The sequence below is a fragment of the Lysinibacillus sp. NPDC097868 genome, from assembly GCF_044761135.1.
Lineage (GTDB): Bacteria > Bacillota > Bacilli > Bacillales_A > Planococcaceae > Lysinibacillus.
The window spans coordinates 81,143-98,900 of record NZ_JBIWBS010000005.1 but is presented as its reverse complement, the minus strand read 5'-3'; the positions used below and the strand labels follow the sequence as shown (position 1 = coordinate 98,900).

The window sequence follows — 17,758 nt, the reverse complement described above, 5'->3', positions numbered from 1 at the left end:
TGCAACAGGCGGCGCGTTAGCGACGGTTGCGGCTTACGCTGTGCCCACGGAAAGCGTAGTGGATTTTTACGATTTAGAATATCTTTTTGCATACTTAGAGCTACTGATAGGACAATACCTTTATGTATTTTCTCAAAGAGGTGATACGATGTACAAATTATTAGTGGTCGATGATGAAGCGATCATCATAAAAGGAATTCGCTCCTTTGTTAACTTTGAGGAGCTTTCCATTTCTGAAGTATTTGAGGCATCAAATGGAGAGACCGCACTTGAAATCTTTAAAAACCATAGTCCTGACCTCGTTTTAGCTGACATCAATATGCCGAAAATGAACGGCCTCGATTTCGCCATTACAGCAAAAACAATTAAACCAAATGTAAAAATCGCTATTATTACAGGCTATGATTATTTTGATTATGCCGTAACTGCATTAAAGGCAGGCATTGATGATTACGTCTTAAAACCCGTTTCTAAAAAAGACATTCAAGAAACGTTAAAAAATCTGATAGCAAAAATTCAAGCAACACAAAGTCAGCATGAGCTATCTCGGCTTGTGAAAGGAATTTTGAATGAAACAAACATAAATAATGACACAGGCTATAAAGCTAAAATTCAAAAAGAAATAGACCGTAACATTGCAAATGTCGATTTTTCTTTAAGCTATTTAGCAAAACAAATGGCACTCAGTAATTCCTATTTAAGTAGCTTGTTTAAGAGCCTATACGGTAAAAACTTTCAAGATTATATGCTATCCATCCGCTTAGATAGAGCGAAAATCTTTTTGCTCAGCACAGATATGAAAGTTTACGAAATTGCAGCTGCTGTAGGCTTTGACGATCCCAATTATTTCAGCGCTACATTCAAAAGGAAATTTGATATTTCTCCAAATCAATTTAGAGAAAAAATGAGAGAATAGCGGATGAAGAAATCAAATATATTGAAAACTTTACGCATGCAAATTGCCCTTCATTATTTAAAAGCGAGTGGGCTTATTTTATTATTAATGGGCGTTATTTTGTATTACAGTATTGCTTCTGTTGTGTTAAGTGAAGCAACATCTAGCACGAAAACGGCAGTTGAAAAGAGCGGTATGTATATTGACCTCTATATCGATCGTCTTAAAGCAGTATCAGGTTTACTCGCTGAAAACCCCCAGCTTGTAACGTATTTTTCAAGTGCAGCGCGAGACCCTACTATAAAGCATAATCTACTGTCTATGATTGAAACAACGATGGCAACGGATCGATTCATTCAATCGGTTGTAATTGTTAGTAAAGATGGACAAGTACTGTCCAATGAAAAGGGATTAATTATGAGTATGTCGAGCAATATGATGAAGGAACAATGGTATGTGGCAGCTGTTAATAATGGCAGCAAGCCTGTGCTGACATCTGCTCGTATGCAGCACTTTTCAATGGATAAAGATAACTGGGTAATCTCCATTAGCCGCGAAATAAAAAATGCTGAAGGTCAAAATATTGGTGTATTGCTTATCGATATCCAATATAAAGTTATCGAAGACTTTTTAGCTAACTTGGATTTAGGAAAGGATGGTTTTTCATTCATTATAAATGACAACGGGGAAGTCGTTTATCATAAGGATACCGCGTATTTCGAAAATTACTTAAAACAACAACAATTACAGCAAATTATCACCAATCAAGCGGGCTATGATAAAGAAAAAAATACGTTAACGCACACCTATAAGCTGAATAATGCCGACTGGACATTTGTTGGGGTCTCCTCACAAGACGGCCTTTTAATGATTAAAAGGCAGCTGCTCGAAATCTTTTTATTAGTAGGCATGATTCTTTTTATTATAGCTGCTGTTAGTGTTGCTTTATTTGCTGGACGAATCACGATACCATTCCAACGTTTGGAAAAAGCGATGCAAAATATCGAACATGGCTTAAAAGAAATACCAATCGATGAAAAAGGATGCTTTGAGGCACAAAGTTTAGCAAAATATTTCAATGGTATGATTGTGCAAATTGAAAAACTAATGCAGGAAATTACAGAAAAGGAAAAACACTTAAGAGCAACAGAAATTTGTGCGCTCCACAGTCAAATTAATCCTCATTTCTTATACAATACATTAGATACAATTGTTTGGATGGCGGAGTTTAATGACAGTGAGAAGGTAATCGAAATAACAAAAGCACTTGCTCAATTTTTCCGCTTATCGCTTAGTGGTGGGAATGAAATGATAACCGTAGAAAATGAATTAGATCATGTTCGTCAATATTTGTTTATTCAAAAAGAACGTTACGGCGATAAATTACATTACAAGATTGTCTGTGATCAATCGATACGAAACGTACGAATGCCAAAAATTCTTCTACAACCAATTGTTGAAAATGCTTTATATCACGGTATTCGAAGTACCCCTGGTAATGGTCATATTCATATTAGTGCGATACCTATTGGAGATGATGTGGAGCTTATAGTTCGAGACAATGGACAAGGCTTTGACGTTAAACAACTAAATAGAGAATCTACAGAGAAGCCAACAAAGCTTGGTGGCGTTGGCATTCAAAATGTAGATCAACGTATTAAATTATACTATGGCCCTAACTATGGAATCACAATCAATTCAAGCTTAGCAATTGGTACGACAGTCACAATTAAAATTCCACAAGAAATGAATTAAAGAAAAGCATTATAGATGAATCGTTTAATTCTACAACAATAATAGGCATCAAGCATGATTTGATGCCTTTTATCAGTCATCCACTCCTGCAGAAAATCTCAAAAGCAGCAGCTATCTTTATTCATTTTAAATAAAAAAGAACTAAGGCTTATACCTTAGTCCTTAACTCAATGAATTGAATAGTTGTCAAATAAAAACTAGTGCCATGCAGTCCGCTCACTTACCGGTTGCTGGTTATTTTTTTTCCCTTGTGCTTCAGGAAAGTTATTTGCTTGAGCTGAAGCTGCATCAAAATCGAAATCAGAGCCAAACTCCTCTTTATAGAGCTTTTTGCCATTTTGATTTACTTCTCGTTTTTTCGCACTATGCTTGTCCCTAATGTTTGCATCGTTACAATTTGTGTTTATATTTGACATAGCCATCCCCCATTGATTTTATTGAAAAGTAATAAAACAGATAATCTGTTCAAATACTTTTCATTTTAAAGTTTGGCCAAGCTAATGAGTTTTTATTTATAAAAAGATTGCATATAAGATGAAACGTTATTAAAACATGTTAGCTAAATAAGATTGCAAAGATTTAGGTAACATTTGAAAGAATAGTCCCTCATATTTAATATCGAGCAGACCCGCAATAATTATGATAATAACGATGAATGCTAAAAAGGGTTTCTTATTTTTAGAAATCCAATTCAAAAGGCTCCCCTCCTTAGAAAAATTACGTTTTAGTCCAAGTTAAGTATATAGTGATTTATGAAAAAAATATATTATTCCTTTTTAATAAATAATTAAGCGAAACATACCTTGTCACCCATAAACGGCTTGTGACATAAATTAAAATGATATGTATTAAAAGATGATTATTTTCGTATTTGTAGACAGAAAGTAATTGATTAAACTTTTTTCAAGAGAGGAATGGGTATGGTAAATTTTAATTTTTTTCAGGGTACCGTTACACAAATAAATGATTTTGCAGTCGGGCAAAACGGTGAAAGTGAAGGGTGTTATACGTTAATGACGGTAGAAAATGGTGCAGGGGGCATTGTTAATTTTGTTATTTCACCTTCTACTTATTTTGTAAATCACGAAGTTGTAAGCCGTGGTGATCGCATTGTTGGCTATTATGATGGGAATGCACCTGTACCTTTAATCTACCCTCCTCAATATCAAGCACTTATCATTGTTAAAGAAAACAGCTATCAAAATGTAAAAGTAGACTTTTTTAATTCTCAATTGTTGAGTAGTGATGGTCAATTACAATTAAATCTTGCACCATACACGCCTATTTTGCTTAGAAATGGGCAGCCTTTTTCAAAAAGCCCTGCAAATCGCACTCTCATTGTTGTTTATGGACCTACGACAAGAAGCATTCCTGCACAAACTACGCCTCATGAAGTCATTGTTTGGTGTTAAGCGCCCTAAAAATATTCAAAATTGTTTGAGTGCCTGGCACTAAATCCACTGTGCTGCATATGAGCACAGTGGATTTTAGCTATTTTAAACAGTTTGAAGTTTATACTTTTTCACTTCAGGAGGAATTGGGCATACATATTCCTCACCATTTCGCTGTTCAATTAATTCTAGCTTCGCTTTTTCAAGGACTTCGGGATTTTGTAGCACTTCAATAGCAGTTGCCGCCATAACTTTACCAGCATGTAGCATACCTTTATGTGCAATTGAAGTTTTTCCTGTTGAAACGACCTGCCAAGTATGAAGCGGTGTTCCAATTGGTTCACATGCTACCATGCATTGTACGGTTGGGACAACCCAGCTAACATCGCCAACATCGCTCGTACCTGGCAATATTCCGTTTGATGGAATAAATGGATCGATAACATGTGCTAAATCTTTGCCTTCTAGTTCTTTATTAGCCTTAATATCTTCTTTTTTATCAGCCTCAGATAAAGTTGCACGAATGTCCTTCGCGAATTGTTGTTCCTTTTCATCATACTGTGGAACACCTAAAGCAACAAAGTTATCATGCATTACTTTCTCTAATGTGTTATTCGGCAATATATCGGAAGCAGCGGAAGCAAAATCAATTTCCACGTGTGTACCAGTCATAAGAGCCGCTCCTCTTGCAACATCACAGATGCGTTGATAAATTTCTTCTGCTTGAGCTACGCGTGGTGCGCGAATAAAATACAATACATCTGCCTTTTCTTGTACAACATTTGGTGAAACACCACCTGTATTTGTTACAGCGTAATGAACCCTTGCTTCAGGAATAATATGTTCTCGTAAATAGTTAACACCTACATTCATTAGTTCAACTGCATCGAGTGCACTTCTACCAAGATGAGGCGTACTAGCAGCATGAGAACTTTTCCCTTTGAATCTAAAGGACACTTCGTAGCAAGCAAGAGATGACATGGACCAAACAGAATTTCGAGACCACGGATGCCAGCATACTGCAAAGTCTACATCATCAAATAGCCCCTCTCTTACCATAAAGGTTTTACCACTACCGATTTCCTCACCAGGGCATCCATAGTAACGAACAGTACCTTCAAGATTGTTTTCTTTCAAATATGCACGGATTGCGATGGCAGCAGCTAATGCTCCTGTACCAAGTAAATTATGTCCACAGCCGTGTCCGTTGCCATTCGTTACTTCTGGATTATACTGAATATCTCCACCCACTTGACTTAATCCAGTTAGTGCATCAAATTCACCTAAAACAGCAATAATCGGCTTCCCTATCCCATAACTACCAATAAAGGCAGTATCAATATTGCCTACTCCCTTCTCTACAGTAAAACCTTCTTCTTCTAAAGTGTTGCATAATAATTCTGCTGATTGGAACTCTTCAAATCCTGTTTCTGCATAACCCCAAATTTGATCACTTACAGAAATTAATTTTTGTCGTTTTTCTTCAATAACCTTTGATAATGTTTTACGATAATCCATTTCTTTCACCCCGTTAGAATAATATTTTTGCTAAAAATTTTTTAATCCAAAATCAAAGCAAATGCAATAAACTTCCCTATTAATTCGCCATCTCAGCTCAGTAAAATGGCGAATATAGAAAAGAGTGAATGCTACATACCGATTTATCTTTGCTATTAAAACGGTCCATAATTAATTGCCTGGGCAATAATTAAAAAAATCACAACAATAACAATTTGAATAGCAACATAAGGGAATACCCATTTAGCCCATTTTGAATAAGGAATGCCCATCATACCTAGAGCTGCTAACAATAAGCCACCTGTCGGAATAATTAAACTAGAAACACCGCCACCCATTACAGTAGCAAACGCAGCTGTTTGTCTTGTTACTCCCACTAGGTCTGCTAATGGTGCCATAATTGGCATTACTAATGATGCATGTCCACTTCCAGACGGCACTAAGAAATGGATAAAGAAATTGACAACTGCCATACCTACTGCTGTTACGCTTGGTGAAAGGCCATTCAGTAAATTAGAAGTAATATGTAATATCGTATCTAATAAGTTGCCTGACGTAAGTACGACAAGAATTGTATTAGCAATCCCAATAATCATCGCACCTGAAATCATTTCAGAGCATCCTTTTAAAAATGCATCCGTCATTTCATTGCCAGAAAGTCTTCCGATAAGTCCCATAATAATTGCACCTAATAAGAAAATCCCTACAATTTCACTGATGTACCAGCCAAGACTAATTACGCCATAAATCAACGCTATAAAGCAGCCTAAGAACACTAAAAGAGAAAGTGCATGTCTTTTACTTAACTTGAAATCGTCATCAAACGTAATTCTTTCATTCGGGTTAAACTTCCCGTATTCAGCTAGTTCAGGATTTTTCTCTATTTTATTTACGTGTCGTAAAATAAAGGCAACCGATAAAATGTAGAAGATAACATAAATAGCGATACGTAAGCCCATACCCGAGTACATTGGAAGCTCAGCAACTGTTTGAGCAACACCAATTGTAAAAGGATTCGTAATACCGGCAGTAAATCCAGCGCCTATCATGCCGAGAAATACTATCGCTACACCTGTGAGCGCATCAAAGCCTAAGGCAATGGTCATTGGAGCAACTATTGTAATATAGACTAACGAGTCTTCCGCCGCTCCAATAAGGGTACCGAGTAACGAGAACAGAAGTACCATCACTGGAATAATTAATTTTTTTCTTTTACCAAATTTTTGTGCAGTAAATCGAATTAAAGCATCAATGGATCCTGTAGCTTGCATAATTCCAAGAGCACCACCAATTAATAGAACAAATAATATAATTGGTGCACCTTTGACCATCCCTTGGTGAAATGCATTAAACATGTCTAGCAAACCTACAGGCGTATTTGTGATGTATTCAAATTTTGTAGGGTCAATAATCGTTCTACCATTTTCCTCATATCTAGCGTATTGACCAGCAGGTATAACATAGGTTAAGAGAGTAAGAACAACAATGATTAAAAACATTAGAACATAAGCATTCAAACCGCCCTTTTTCTTCTTCCTCTTTTCAGTACCTTCTTCTATCTTTATTGGTTTGGCAGTACTCAAACATAACACCCCTTTGTGATTTGTGTAAAAAGCAATCTGTCCTACTATGAATTAACTCAAAAAACAGTCGAGTTTTAATCATCCTCTCGGCTAAAAAATAAAATTAGAAAAATTTAGAAAATACCCAATATTGCTAACGCTTTCATAGGTTTCATTTTATAATGCATTTTAGGTCATTGATATTCTAATAGTGAATATTCAATATTACTATTTTAAATATTTAGGGTTATAATTATATTTCAAAAATTAAATCAGCAATATATAATCATTTTTATTTACTTTATAGCTTCAGAAATTAACAGGAAAGGTTGTTATGTAATTGGAAATTAGACACCTTCAGACTTTTCAAATCGTAGCAGAAGAAAAAAGACTAATTCAAGCAGCAATGCGCCTTAATTATTCACAACCTACTGTTACAAAGCATCTACAGCACTTAGAAGATGAGATTGGTTTACCTCTCTTTGAAAAAGTGGACAATAAAAGGAAACTAACTAAAGCTGGGGAAATTCTTTATGAGCATGCAAAAAATATCTTAAATGAAATGTTTACGATGCAAAGGAGAATCGAAGAATTTCAAGGAGAAAAGCAAGTTATTCGGGTTTGTGCATTAGATGAACATTGTGACCGTTTTTTTCTACCACATATAGTAAATTTCCAGAAAAGGAACCAAGATATTTTAATAGAAATTTACTCTGTAGATAGTAGCGATGAGGCTTTAAAAAAGATAATACAAAATGAGATGGACTTTGCTATTGTAAATGGTAGAACTTTAAACTCAGACATTTCCAATCAATGCATTGACTATGAAAGTTTAGTGCTCTTCGCTTCAAGTAAAGTTGCTAATGACACTTCTCAAATGGAGAGCAAATTAGAAAAATACCCTGTATTGGTTGACCTTAGAGCTCCCTTTATAAAATTCGAAATATTGAACAAAGGAATTCACTTTCCAAATACTATTCACTGCAATAGTGATGAGAGCATAAAAAATGCCGTCCTCAATCACCCCTATCTCGGAGTAATTGGGACAAGCAGAATAAGAAAGGAAATCGTGGATGGGTCGGCTACTATTTTAGAAACCTATACTTCAAACATTCCAGTCAAACTTATTGCCTTAACAAAAAACTTAAGCAATCCGATTTTACAAGACTTTTATAGTTCAATGAGTAAAATGTATCGTCCGCTAAGTAATAACTAGATCGTGAACAAAATCCTAATATTAGATGACCTTAAAGTTAGGTCATCTCTTTTAAACACATACGGAAATTAACTCTATTAAGCAATCGTTGAAAAGTATTCGAAAACAAATTGACGAAATTGGTTAGCCATAGGCGTGAAATAGCGTTTTTCTGACCACGCTAGGCCAATTGTGCGTTGACATGATGGATTAACAATTCGCAGTTTATGAGGAAACTCCTCTGATTTCGGAACCCAAGATAATTCAGAAACGAAAGCGACACCTAATCCTTGTCTAACTAAATCAGAAATAACTGAAGGCTCATCCCCCTCAAAGGCAATATTTTGAACAAACCCAGCCTCCCGGCAAAACTGATCTGTTAAGCTTCGGAAACCAAACCCTGTATTCATACTAATAAACGCTTCATCCTTCACCTCTGCAAGTTGAATACTCTCCCTATCGGCTAATCGATGATTAGGTGGCACAATTAAAAAAATTTCTTCAGTAATAAGTGGTTCCCACCTAATACCCTCGCCTTCAATAGGAACTGAGGAAATACAATAATCCAACTCCCCTTCCATCAACAATTTTTTCATAGATGTAACAGACTTTAGAAACTGTTGAAAACGAGCATCTGGATATTTCGATAAAAATGAACCTAATAAAGCAGGCAATACTCTTGGAATCGTTACTGCCAATGTAATACTCTTTTGATCTTGCTCAGTAAATTGAGCTAGCTCCCTTTGTCCCTCATTCAATTCCGCAAAAGCCCTTTCCACACGGTTTAAAAAAATTCTTCCAGCCTCATTTAAGCTAATTTTCCGATGTTCTCGATCAAACAATGCCACGCCTAAATCTTCCTCCAAGCGGGAAATCGTTTTACTAAGCGATGGCTGTGCAATTTGAAGTTGCTCTGCTGCCTTCGTCATATGTTCGAGACGGGCAACTGTTTGAAAATACTTTAACTGCAAAAGTTCCATATTGGTCCCCCTCTTGTATAGCTTTAAATCTATTATGTAATAACGATTTATGTATTATACAACATTAATATAATAGATTATTATGAAATAATCTTTTAAAAATAGGAAGGTAGGATTATTTTATGAAAGGATTTCAATTAATATTGCAAGACTTAGTAGCTATTTGGAAACATAAGCATGGGCGAACGGCCTTTATTTTTCTAATTCTTGTTCCTTTAATTTACGTTGGGTTCTTTTTAGCAGGATATTGGGATCCATACGGGCAATTGGACAAACTTCCCGTAGCTGTCGTTAATCTCGACGAGGGAGCTAATATAGATAATGAATCTTTACATGTTGGCGATGACTTTATTACCGAACTAAAGGAAGGTAAAGAATTAAACTTCCATTTCGTCTCTGCCAAGACCGCTCAAAAAGGGCTTAAGGCAGGCGACTATTATATGGTCATCACAATTCCAAAGGATTTCTCTAAAAACGTAACCACTTTAATGGAAGAAACTCCAAAAACAGCTAAACTTTCGTATGAAATTAATCCAGGGAAAAACTTTGTAGCTTCTCAAATTACTACAACAGCCGTGGAAAAAATGAAAACTAAAATTAACGCCAGCATAACGAAGTTTTATTCTGAATCTATTCTCACTAAATTCCAAGATGCTTCGACTGGTTTTGCAACAGCAGGAGCTGGGGCGGAAAAGCTTTCTAAGGGAGCGACTGATATACAGAGCGGAACCGACAAGCTAGCGGACGGCATTCAAAGTTTAGATGCAGGAGCTCAAAAGCTTAAAACAGGAAGTTCAAGCCTCTCAGCAGGGCAGGAAAGCTTATCTAATGGCGCACAAGGACTCATAAACGGTTCTGACTCCCTATATAGTGGACTACAGCAACTAACTGGAGCTGAACAAACCCTTCAATCAGGAATAGGGCAAATGAGCGAAAGTATGACAGAATGGTCCTCTAAAAATACAGAGCTAGTTCAAGGTCAACAACAAGCAGCAAAAGCAGCAAGTAATTTGAGCGGGCAATTAGCTCAATATATAAAAGATCATCCCGAAGTAAAGCAAGATTCGGAACTTCAACAATTGGTTGCTTTAGCAGAGACATTATCTGCAACTGAAACTACTTTAACAAATGGACAACAACAAGTAGGCGCAGCTGCTAAAAAAATCGCGGCAGGTCAAGCTACGCTTGAAACTAGCATGAAAACGTTTGGAACAAAGATGACTCAGGCTACTGTGGGGGCAAAACAACTTCAACAAGGTGCGACTGAATTTGCAAGTGGTTTTGCTAAATGGTCGACTGGCTTTACTACGCTTAATACTGGAATTACAGCTCTATCTAGTGGGATTAATGAGGTATCAGGCGGATTTCCAAAACTGCAGAATGGGCTATCCTCTTTAGTAGTGGGATCAAATGAATTAACAGCAAAACTAAATAGCGCGGCAGCAACAACATCTAATCTTCAATATGACGATGCAACAACATCGATGTTTGCCCAACCAATCGAATTGGTAGAATCCGATTTATCTGACGTTCCGAATTATGGTGTTGGTATTGCACCTTATTTCTTGTCACTTGCTTTATTTGTAGGAGGCATTATGGCATCTAATATTCTGCCACTAGGTCGCAGAGAGCTTCTAAAAGTGACTGGCACCGTTCACTTTATTAATAAATTAGGTTTAGTGTACGTAGTTGGTTTAATTCAATCAATTATTGTAGATATCGTTATATTGTTAGGATTTAAATTAGAAGTAGCTAGTGTACCGCTCTTTTTCCTTTCAAGTATGATCGTGTCACTTACTTTTATGACCCTTATCCTAATGCTCATAATTCTATTAGGCAATGTCGGTAAATTTATAGCTGTTACGTTATTAGTATTTCAATTAGCAACCTGTGGCGGAACGTTCCCTGGTGAGCTTGGAAACCCTATACTAGCTAAAATCGGCGGATTTTTGCCGATGGCGCATTCACTAAAAGGTTTCCAAGAAGTGATTACTCTTGGTGGCTGGTCAAACTTAGTTACTCAAGGATCACTTTTACTCATCTATCTTTTACTCGCTTTCATCATTGCTTGGATTTCAAGCCACATCCAGCATAAAGAACAACCTACTGTAGAAATCGCTAAATAAAGCGGTACCTCTTTAGTTATATAGAAAATAAAAGGAGCCTTCCTCAATAGAAAGGCTCCTTTATCTAATTGGCATACTTTATTTACTTGTGATACGGTTCTCCATATAACACCAAATCAAAATTATATCTCCCCCTACATCCAACTAACTGTCTACACAGTCTTATCCTAAAAGTTATAAACTGATTTTAAAATTTTATAAAATTAAATGAACGAATTATTTATTTGGTGCATCTAATCATTAAAGGAGGCATGGAGATGGACGAAATCGAACTTGCCAAACAAGCGATTAATGGAGATGAAGCGGCACAGCTACTGCTTTTACAAATATATAAAGAAGCTATGTATCGTGTTGCCTATAGCTATATGCAAAATGAACATGATGCAAATGATGCACTACAAGAAATGACGTATCAATGCTTAAAAAATATCCATAAAGTGCAGACGCCTCAGTATTTTAAAACATGGCTCGTACGCATTGTTATCAATACATGTTTAATGATGAAACGACAGCAAAAACGTATTGTTGTAACAGATGATATAGTGGAGCAGCCCGAGCAAATGGCGGAACTATTTGAACTCAATGATGTCATTACAAAGCTACCAATTGAGCAACAGGAGCTCATTCATTTGAAGTACTTTAAAGATTTAAAAAACAGCGAAATTGCCACGTTACAAAAAATACCTGAAGGCACGGTTAAATCAAGATTACATAAAACATTAAAGAAGCTTCGTCATTTATTAGGAGAGGGGGGCATTTCATGAGTCAGTTGGATAATGACCAACAACAAAGATATATAGAATTACTTGAATCAGTGCCTATGGAAACATTGCAGTCAAATAAACAGTTCATGGCATACAAGCAATTAAAAAAGAGAACTCGCCATAAACGACTTTTACAATTTGCGGTTACTGCTGCTATTATCATAATTGCCCTTATTAGTTCCATTAGGGTATCGCCCGCTCTTGCATATACGATGGCACAAATTCCAGTATTAAAACCACTTGTTGAAATGATTGCATTAGATAAAGGCATTAAAGATATTATTAACAACGAATATTATGAGCCTATTAATGTGAGTCAAACGATTAATGGTAAAACACTTACGATTACAAGTGTTGTGGCAGATGAATCAGGAATGATCATTTCCTATAAGCTTCAATCAGACGAAGACTTAGCGAATATCACTGGCGTCTCTACAGAGGTCAAACAGCAAGGTGAACAAATCTATGCATCTGTAGGAAGTAGTTGGTCAGCACAGCCAGAAGGAACGTTTGAAGTTGAAAATACAATTGAAGTGGCCGCAAGCCAAGGTATGGATTATTCATCGAAAAATTTTGAAATTATATTGTCTCTTCGAGAGCGTCCAGAAATAGTCTTTGACATACCATTTACATTAAAAAATGATATTAAAGCATCGAAAAAATACCCTATTAATAAACATTTAACTGTCGATGGGCAAAGCTTTACCATTCATGAGTTAATAATTTCTCCGATTAGATCAGAATTGAAAATGTCGATTGATTCATCGAATTCTAAGAAAATATTAAACTTTGATGATATTCGTATATATGATGAACATCAAGAGGAATGGGGCAAAATTCGAAATGGTTATTCTGGATTTGGTAATTATGAAGATAAACAATTTAGCATCATGCTGGAGAGCAATTATTTCCGTATCCCAAAAAGTATTACGATTGAATTTCGAGAAATCGAAGCCATTGATAAAGCTGATGAAATGGTAGTAATTGATTTTGATAAGAAGAATATTATTACTCAGACTAAGAATATTAATATCGAGCTTGAAATAAAGGATAACTTTGAAATTGAATATAAATTATTAACCTATAAAAAAAATGAATTTAAAGGCGTGTTTAATCATTTAATTGACGCAAATGGTGAAATTTATTATGCAAATAGCACGTGGATTTCAGAGAATGAAAACTATATGTTAATTGGACAGCGGTTTGATATGGAAAATGTCGAAAAGCTTCCTGTTAATCCTGTAAAACTTGAGATCGCGCGCTATGAGCAATATTTAAATGGCGTTGGACGTATCCAAGTGGAACTTAAATAAATAGTAATCCTAAAAAAAAGCCGATTCTATTATACACTAGAATCGGCTTTTCACATTATCCTCGTTCATTGCTCGTCATTTAAACGTTGATTTCATAATCCTGTAAGGCATTGCGCAGAAGTGGACTTGGTTCACCTACGCTGTATAGCTGTAAATTATGCATTGCTCTCGTACAGGCTGTGTAGAAAACTCGACGTAAACTTTCATCGCCATATATTTGCTCGGATGCATCATAGATAATGACAGCTTCAAATTCAATTCCTTTGGATAAATAAGAAGGTATGATGACAACCCCTTGCTCGTACTCGGGTGAGCCATTTTTTATAAGCTTAATACCCTCAATAGTAGACAAAGCTTCATAAGCATGCTTGCTCTCCTCGGCGGATTTACATATGATGGCGATACTGTTATAGCCATCACTTCGCAAAGCTTCGACTTTAGTCGTAATACAGTGATGCAGAGCTGTGCGATCAGCTAATTGTGTCAGTACAGGTAGCTCGCCTTCACGTTCAAAAGGAATAATCCGTTCGCCATTAGGTACTAGTCTGCGGGTAAATTCGACAATCTGTTTTGTAGAGCGATAACTACGAGTCATATTGATAACTTCTGTTTCATCCGGTCCATATAAGTTACTAAGAATATTAAAATCAATCATTTCACTCGCATGCGCGAAAATTGCCTGATTAAAATCTCCTAATACTGTCATTTTCGCAAAAGGAAACAATCGCTTTAAAAACTCAAATTGGAATGGCGAATAGTCCTGCGCCTCGTCAACGAGTATGTGCTTAATCGAGCTATTCGTTTGAAAACCTTGAATTAACTCTTTTATAAATAAAAACGGAGTTGCATCTTCGTAAAATAGTTTATCTTCGTCTAGCATTTCCAGCGTCGCATGGCAAATAGTCTCCCACTCCACTGGTGTTTCTCCCTCTATCCACTGTTTTATTTGCATAGGGTCTATAAACAACTGCTTGTAAATTTCCTTAATGTCGATAAACTGCAACGCCCGAATTCGTTTCCGCAATGTCTTCAATTTCTTGGATACAATTAATCGTGCAAGTTTAGCAGGCTCCATCTCATAATCGGCTACTGTCTCTCTTGAAAAGCCCTTTCTTTTAGCTAAATAAACACGTGCCTTATGGTATTCCTCGTTGCTAAGCAGCTCAATTTCTTCTTGTACCCATTCCTTCTTCCATTCGACTTTTTCTATTTCTTTTATTTCCTTTAGAATCCATTCCTTTAACTTTTCCAAGCGATTATGAAACTTAAGTGAAGCGTCACTACTATAAAATTGCTCAGCGATTTGTTGCGCGGTAATAATCGGCTGCCCTCTGAAGTTAATGCCCTTAAATATCATGCCGGAGTACTCCAGCGATTTTCTGTATGCTTTAATGACTTCAAAAAAACGAGTAGATGCTTTGAATCGGATGCTCGCTACTCTAGATTTATATGCTGGACTATTTGCTGCTGTTAAAACATATTCCAATTGCTCGTAAGGATTTTCAACATAAAACTCTTTACTTAATCGGTGATGTAAGTATTCCTGAAATGTAACTTGCTGCATATTTTCTTCACCAAGTTCAGGTAGCACATTGGATACATAGCTATTGAACATTGCATTAGGAGAAAATAAAATAATTTGATCCGCATTTAATCTATCCCGATATTTATAAAGCAAATAAGCTATTCGCTGTAAAGCTGCAGATGTCTTGCCACTACCAGCGGCACCATGAACTATAAGCAACCTCCCATGATCATGACGAATAATTCGGTTTTGCTCCTGTTGAATCGTCGCAACTATACTATGCATATGTTTGTTTGTACCTTGCCCCAAAACTTGCTGTAAAATCTCATCTCCGATAGTGAGACTTGTATCAAACATCGATTGAAGAACACCATCGCGAATAAGATATTGCCACTTTTTCTCCAACTCTCCTTGGATAATGCCTTCAGGTGTCGTGTACTGGGCAGGACCAGGCGAGTAATCGTAGTAAACACTTGAGATAGGAGATCGCCAGTCATAGATAAGGAAATCCTCCCCACTTTTATCCATAAGAGAAGAGATACCTATATAGACCTGTTCCTGAGCTGACGTACCTTCCTCTAAGAAATCAATCCGGCCAAAATAAGGAACCTTCTGCATACGGCGTAACGTAGACAATCTTTTAGACGCATGTTTGTGGGTGCTTTGACTAACAGACAGTGCTTGCGTTTCTTGTCTTAAGCCGATAATCGTCTCAAGATAATCGTCGAAGGTATCCATATTCACCTTTATTTCATCCCAAAAATGTTTGCGAATATTTACAACTTCGTTCTTACGCTGTAAAGTTTCTTTCTCCAACCTACTCAGTTGCTCTGAAATAGTCTCCATTACATTGTCTAATCGTTTTTGCTCCTGCTGAAACTCCGATTTCATCGCATTCACTCCTTAAAAATGTAAGTATAGGGGTTGACTTATAAAAAACAATGCTTTATAATTAAGATAGGGATAATATATCCTTTTTAATAATAAAGTGCCTATCTATATAAATTTAACACATGTTCATGTTTTTATCAATGGATTAAGCATGATTTCTATTTCTATATAAAAAAACATTTAAAATAGCGTAAAAACACTTTGAAATCGGCATCTAGGAGTGTTTTTTTATTTGCAAAAAAGCACCGATCTACAATCTAGAACGGTGCTTTTACTTATTGTATCGTTCACTGCAAGCAATCGATGTTTAGTTAGTTACTTACTTTTTTAGTTTTTGGCACAAACCAAACAACAACAAAAGCAATAATGGCTACAATAAGCATAGAGAAATAAGTCGTGTTAGCTGCGGTAGCATAACCTCCACTTGTGCTAGTTGAAACCTTTGTTAGTTGTATTGTATAAATTGTCACAATAACTGCTGTGCCGATTGCTCCTGCTAATTGACGAATCGTATTATTAACCGCTGAGCCATGTGAAGCTAATTCTTTTGGTAGTGCATTTAAGGCTGCAGTATTTAAAGGCATTGTAATAAAAGCTAACCCAATTCGTAAAATAATTGTGCGGACAAGTAAATACATATACGAAGTAGAAGCAGATAAATCAATTACTGCCCACATCGACAAAACGATTAAACTCATGCCCACTATAAATAATGGCTTTGCACCATATTTGTCATACATTTTCCCAGTTACCGGAGATAAACCTGCATTTATTAATGCCCCCGGTAACAATAAAAGACCAGCTTCAAAAGCAGTAAATCCACGACCATCTTGTAAATAAATTGGTAGTAAAATTAAATCCGCATACATTAATATAGTAATGGCTATATTAACAAGCGTTGTCATTGAAAACATTTTATATTTAAATACCGTCAAATTTAATAATGGGTCAGCTGAAGACATTTGGCGCTGACAAAATAAAAACGTCACAATAATCCCTAAAAGAAGGGATGTAATAACAAGCCAATCGGCCCATCCTCTACTTCCCGCAATACTGAACCCAAAAAGTAAAAATCCAAATCCGATTGTTGAATACCCAACACTTAATCCATCTAATTTTACTTTTGACCCCTCAACTACATTAAATAAATATTTATAGGCAAACAAAATAATTAGCAAAACAAATGGTATCAAGCCAATAAATAGCCATCTCCAAGACAAATATTCAACAAAAAAGCCTGAAACAGTTGGCGCAATTGCTGGAGCGAATATAATGGCAAATCCAACTTTCCCCATAACGGCTCCACGTTCTTCCATAGGATACAAAAAAACAATGACTGTCATCATTAATGGAATAATGATTCCTGCCCCAACTGCCTGGATCATACGTCCTGTCAGTAACATTCCGAAGTTCATTGCACTTGCTGCAACAATAGAACCTATTAATAAAAAAAGCATAGAACTGATAAATAACTGGCGAGTTGAATATCGTTTCATTAAAAAGGCAGTGATTGGGACTAGCACGCCATTCACTAACATAAAGCCTGTCGCTAACCACTGAATGGTTGTAGGGGTTACATCAAAAATAATCATTAAATCACTAAGTGCCACATTTAGTAATGTTTGATTTAATGTAGAAAAGAAGCAACCTGCAATCATTACAAAAAGCAAAAGTTTTTTCGTTCGCGCAGATATTTCATTTTGCATAATAGAACTCCTAACGCTATCATAATTTTATCGACACATTGTCTAAAAAATATCTTAACAAGAAATTTACTAAGTTGACCATGAACAATATCGTATTTACTGTCGACTACTAGACAATTTGAATCAAACTGTATATA

14 protein-coding genes are annotated in these 17,758 nt (G+C 36.1%); 7 read left to right on the top strand and 7 right to left on the bottom strand.

The window, feature by feature from the left end:
- The coding region (locus ACIQXJ_RS20880; protein WP_403057258.1) for a response regulator transcription factor at window positions 1–916 on the top strand (916 nt) is incomplete at its 5' end.
- A 3-nt stretch (window positions 917–919) separates the two neighbouring features.
- Window positions 920–2,650, top strand: coding sequence for a cache domain-containing sensor histidine kinase (locus ACIQXJ_RS20875; RefSeq protein ID WP_403057255.1), 1,731 nt, complete (start codon window positions 920–922; stop codon window positions 2,648–2,650).
- A gap of 197 nt (window positions 2,651–2,847) precedes the next feature.
- On the opposite strand, the gene ACIQXJ_RS20870 is transcribed toward ACIQXJ_RS20875, so the two are convergent.
- Window positions 2,848–3,066, bottom strand: coding sequence for a hypothetical protein (locus ACIQXJ_RS20870; protein ID WP_403057252.1), 219 nt, complete (start codon window positions 3,064–3,066; stop codon window positions 2,848–2,850).
- A gap of 129 nt (window positions 3,067–3,195) precedes the next feature.
- Window positions 3,196–3,345 (bottom strand): hypothetical protein, encoded by a 150-nt coding sequence (locus ACIQXJ_RS20865; protein WP_173479196.1) that lies wholly within the window; start codon window positions 3,343–3,345, stop codon window positions 3,196–3,198.
- A 225-nt stretch (window positions 3,346–3,570) separates the two neighbouring features.
- On the opposite strand from ACIQXJ_RS20865, the gene ACIQXJ_RS20860 reads away from it, so the two are divergent.
- Window positions 3,571–4,062, top strand: coding sequence for a hypothetical protein (locus ACIQXJ_RS20860; protein WP_403057249.1), 492 nt, complete (start codon window positions 3,571–3,573; stop codon window positions 4,060–4,062).
- An 84-nt stretch (window positions 4,063–4,146) separates the two neighbouring features.
- Here the strand turns inward: ACIQXJ_RS20860 and ACIQXJ_RS20855 are convergent, their stop codons facing one another.
- Window positions 4,147–5,559: a M20 family metallopeptidase gene (locus ACIQXJ_RS20855; RefSeq protein ID WP_403057246.1), complete on the bottom strand. Its 1,413-nt coding sequence runs from the start codon at window positions 5,557–5,559 to the stop codon at window positions 4,147–4,149.
- 155 nt (window positions 5,560–5,714) lie between these two features.
- Window positions 5,715–7,142, bottom strand: coding sequence for a YfcC family protein (locus ACIQXJ_RS20850; RefSeq protein ID WP_401012377.1), 1,428 nt, complete (start codon window positions 7,140–7,142; stop codon window positions 5,715–5,717).
- A gap of 319 nt (window positions 7,143–7,461) precedes the next feature.
- Here ACIQXJ_RS20850 and ACIQXJ_RS20845 point away from each other — a divergent pair, with 319 nt between their 5' ends.
- On the top strand, window positions 7,462–8,337 hold the full coding sequence (locus tag ACIQXJ_RS20845; RefSeq protein ID WP_403057243.1) for a LysR family transcriptional regulator: 876 nt from the start codon (window positions 7,462–7,464) through the stop codon (window positions 8,335–8,337).
- 77 nt (window positions 8,338–8,414) lie between these two features.
- Here the strand turns inward: ACIQXJ_RS20845 and ACIQXJ_RS20840 are convergent, their stop codons facing one another.
- The gene (locus ACIQXJ_RS20840) at window positions 8,415–9,296 is read right to left on the bottom strand and encodes a LysR family transcriptional regulator (RefSeq protein WP_403057240.1); all 882 of its coding nucleotides are present in this window, start codon (window positions 9,294–9,296) and stop codon (window positions 8,415–8,417) included.
- Window positions 9,297–9,418: 122 nt separating this feature from the next.
- Here ACIQXJ_RS20840 and ACIQXJ_RS20835 point away from each other — a divergent pair, with 122 nt between their 5' ends.
- The 3 genes from ACIQXJ_RS20835 to ACIQXJ_RS20825 all read left to right on the top strand — a co-directional run bounded on the left by ACIQXJ_RS20835 (window position 9,419) and on the right by ACIQXJ_RS20825 (window position 13,499).
- Window positions 9,419–11,422, top strand: a complete 2,004-nt coding sequence (locus tag ACIQXJ_RS20835; RefSeq protein ID WP_403057237.1) for a YhgE/Pip family protein — start codon at window positions 9,419–9,421, stop codon at window positions 11,420–11,422.
- A 257-nt stretch (window positions 11,423–11,679) separates the two neighbouring features.
- Window positions 11,680–12,186 (top strand): sigma-70 family RNA polymerase sigma factor, encoded by a 507-nt coding sequence (locus ACIQXJ_RS20830; RefSeq protein ID WP_403057234.1) that lies wholly within the window; start codon window positions 11,680–11,682, stop codon window positions 12,184–12,186.
- Window positions 12,183–13,499: a DUF4179 domain-containing protein gene (locus ACIQXJ_RS20825; protein ID WP_403057231.1), complete on the top strand. Its 1,317-nt coding sequence runs from the start codon at window positions 12,183–12,185 to the stop codon at window positions 13,497–13,499. Before ACIQXJ_RS20830 ends, ACIQXJ_RS20825 begins: the two co-directional genes overlap by 4 nt.
- A 79-nt stretch (window positions 13,500–13,578) precedes the next feature.
- Here the strand turns inward: ACIQXJ_RS20825 and helD are convergent, their stop codons facing one another.
- A complete protein-coding gene (gene helD, locus ACIQXJ_RS20820; RefSeq protein WP_403057228.1) occupies window positions 13,579–15,915 on the bottom strand; it encodes an RNA polymerase recycling motor HelD in 2,337 nt (778 codons plus the stop codon).
- Between the two features lie 311 nt (window positions 15,916–16,226).
- On the bottom strand, window positions 16,227–17,621 hold the full coding sequence (locus tag ACIQXJ_RS20815; RefSeq protein ID WP_403057225.1) for a DHA2 family efflux MFS transporter permease subunit: 1,395 nt from the start codon (window positions 17,619–17,621) through the stop codon (window positions 16,227–16,229).
- Between the last annotated feature and the right edge of the window lie 137 nt (window positions 17,622–17,758).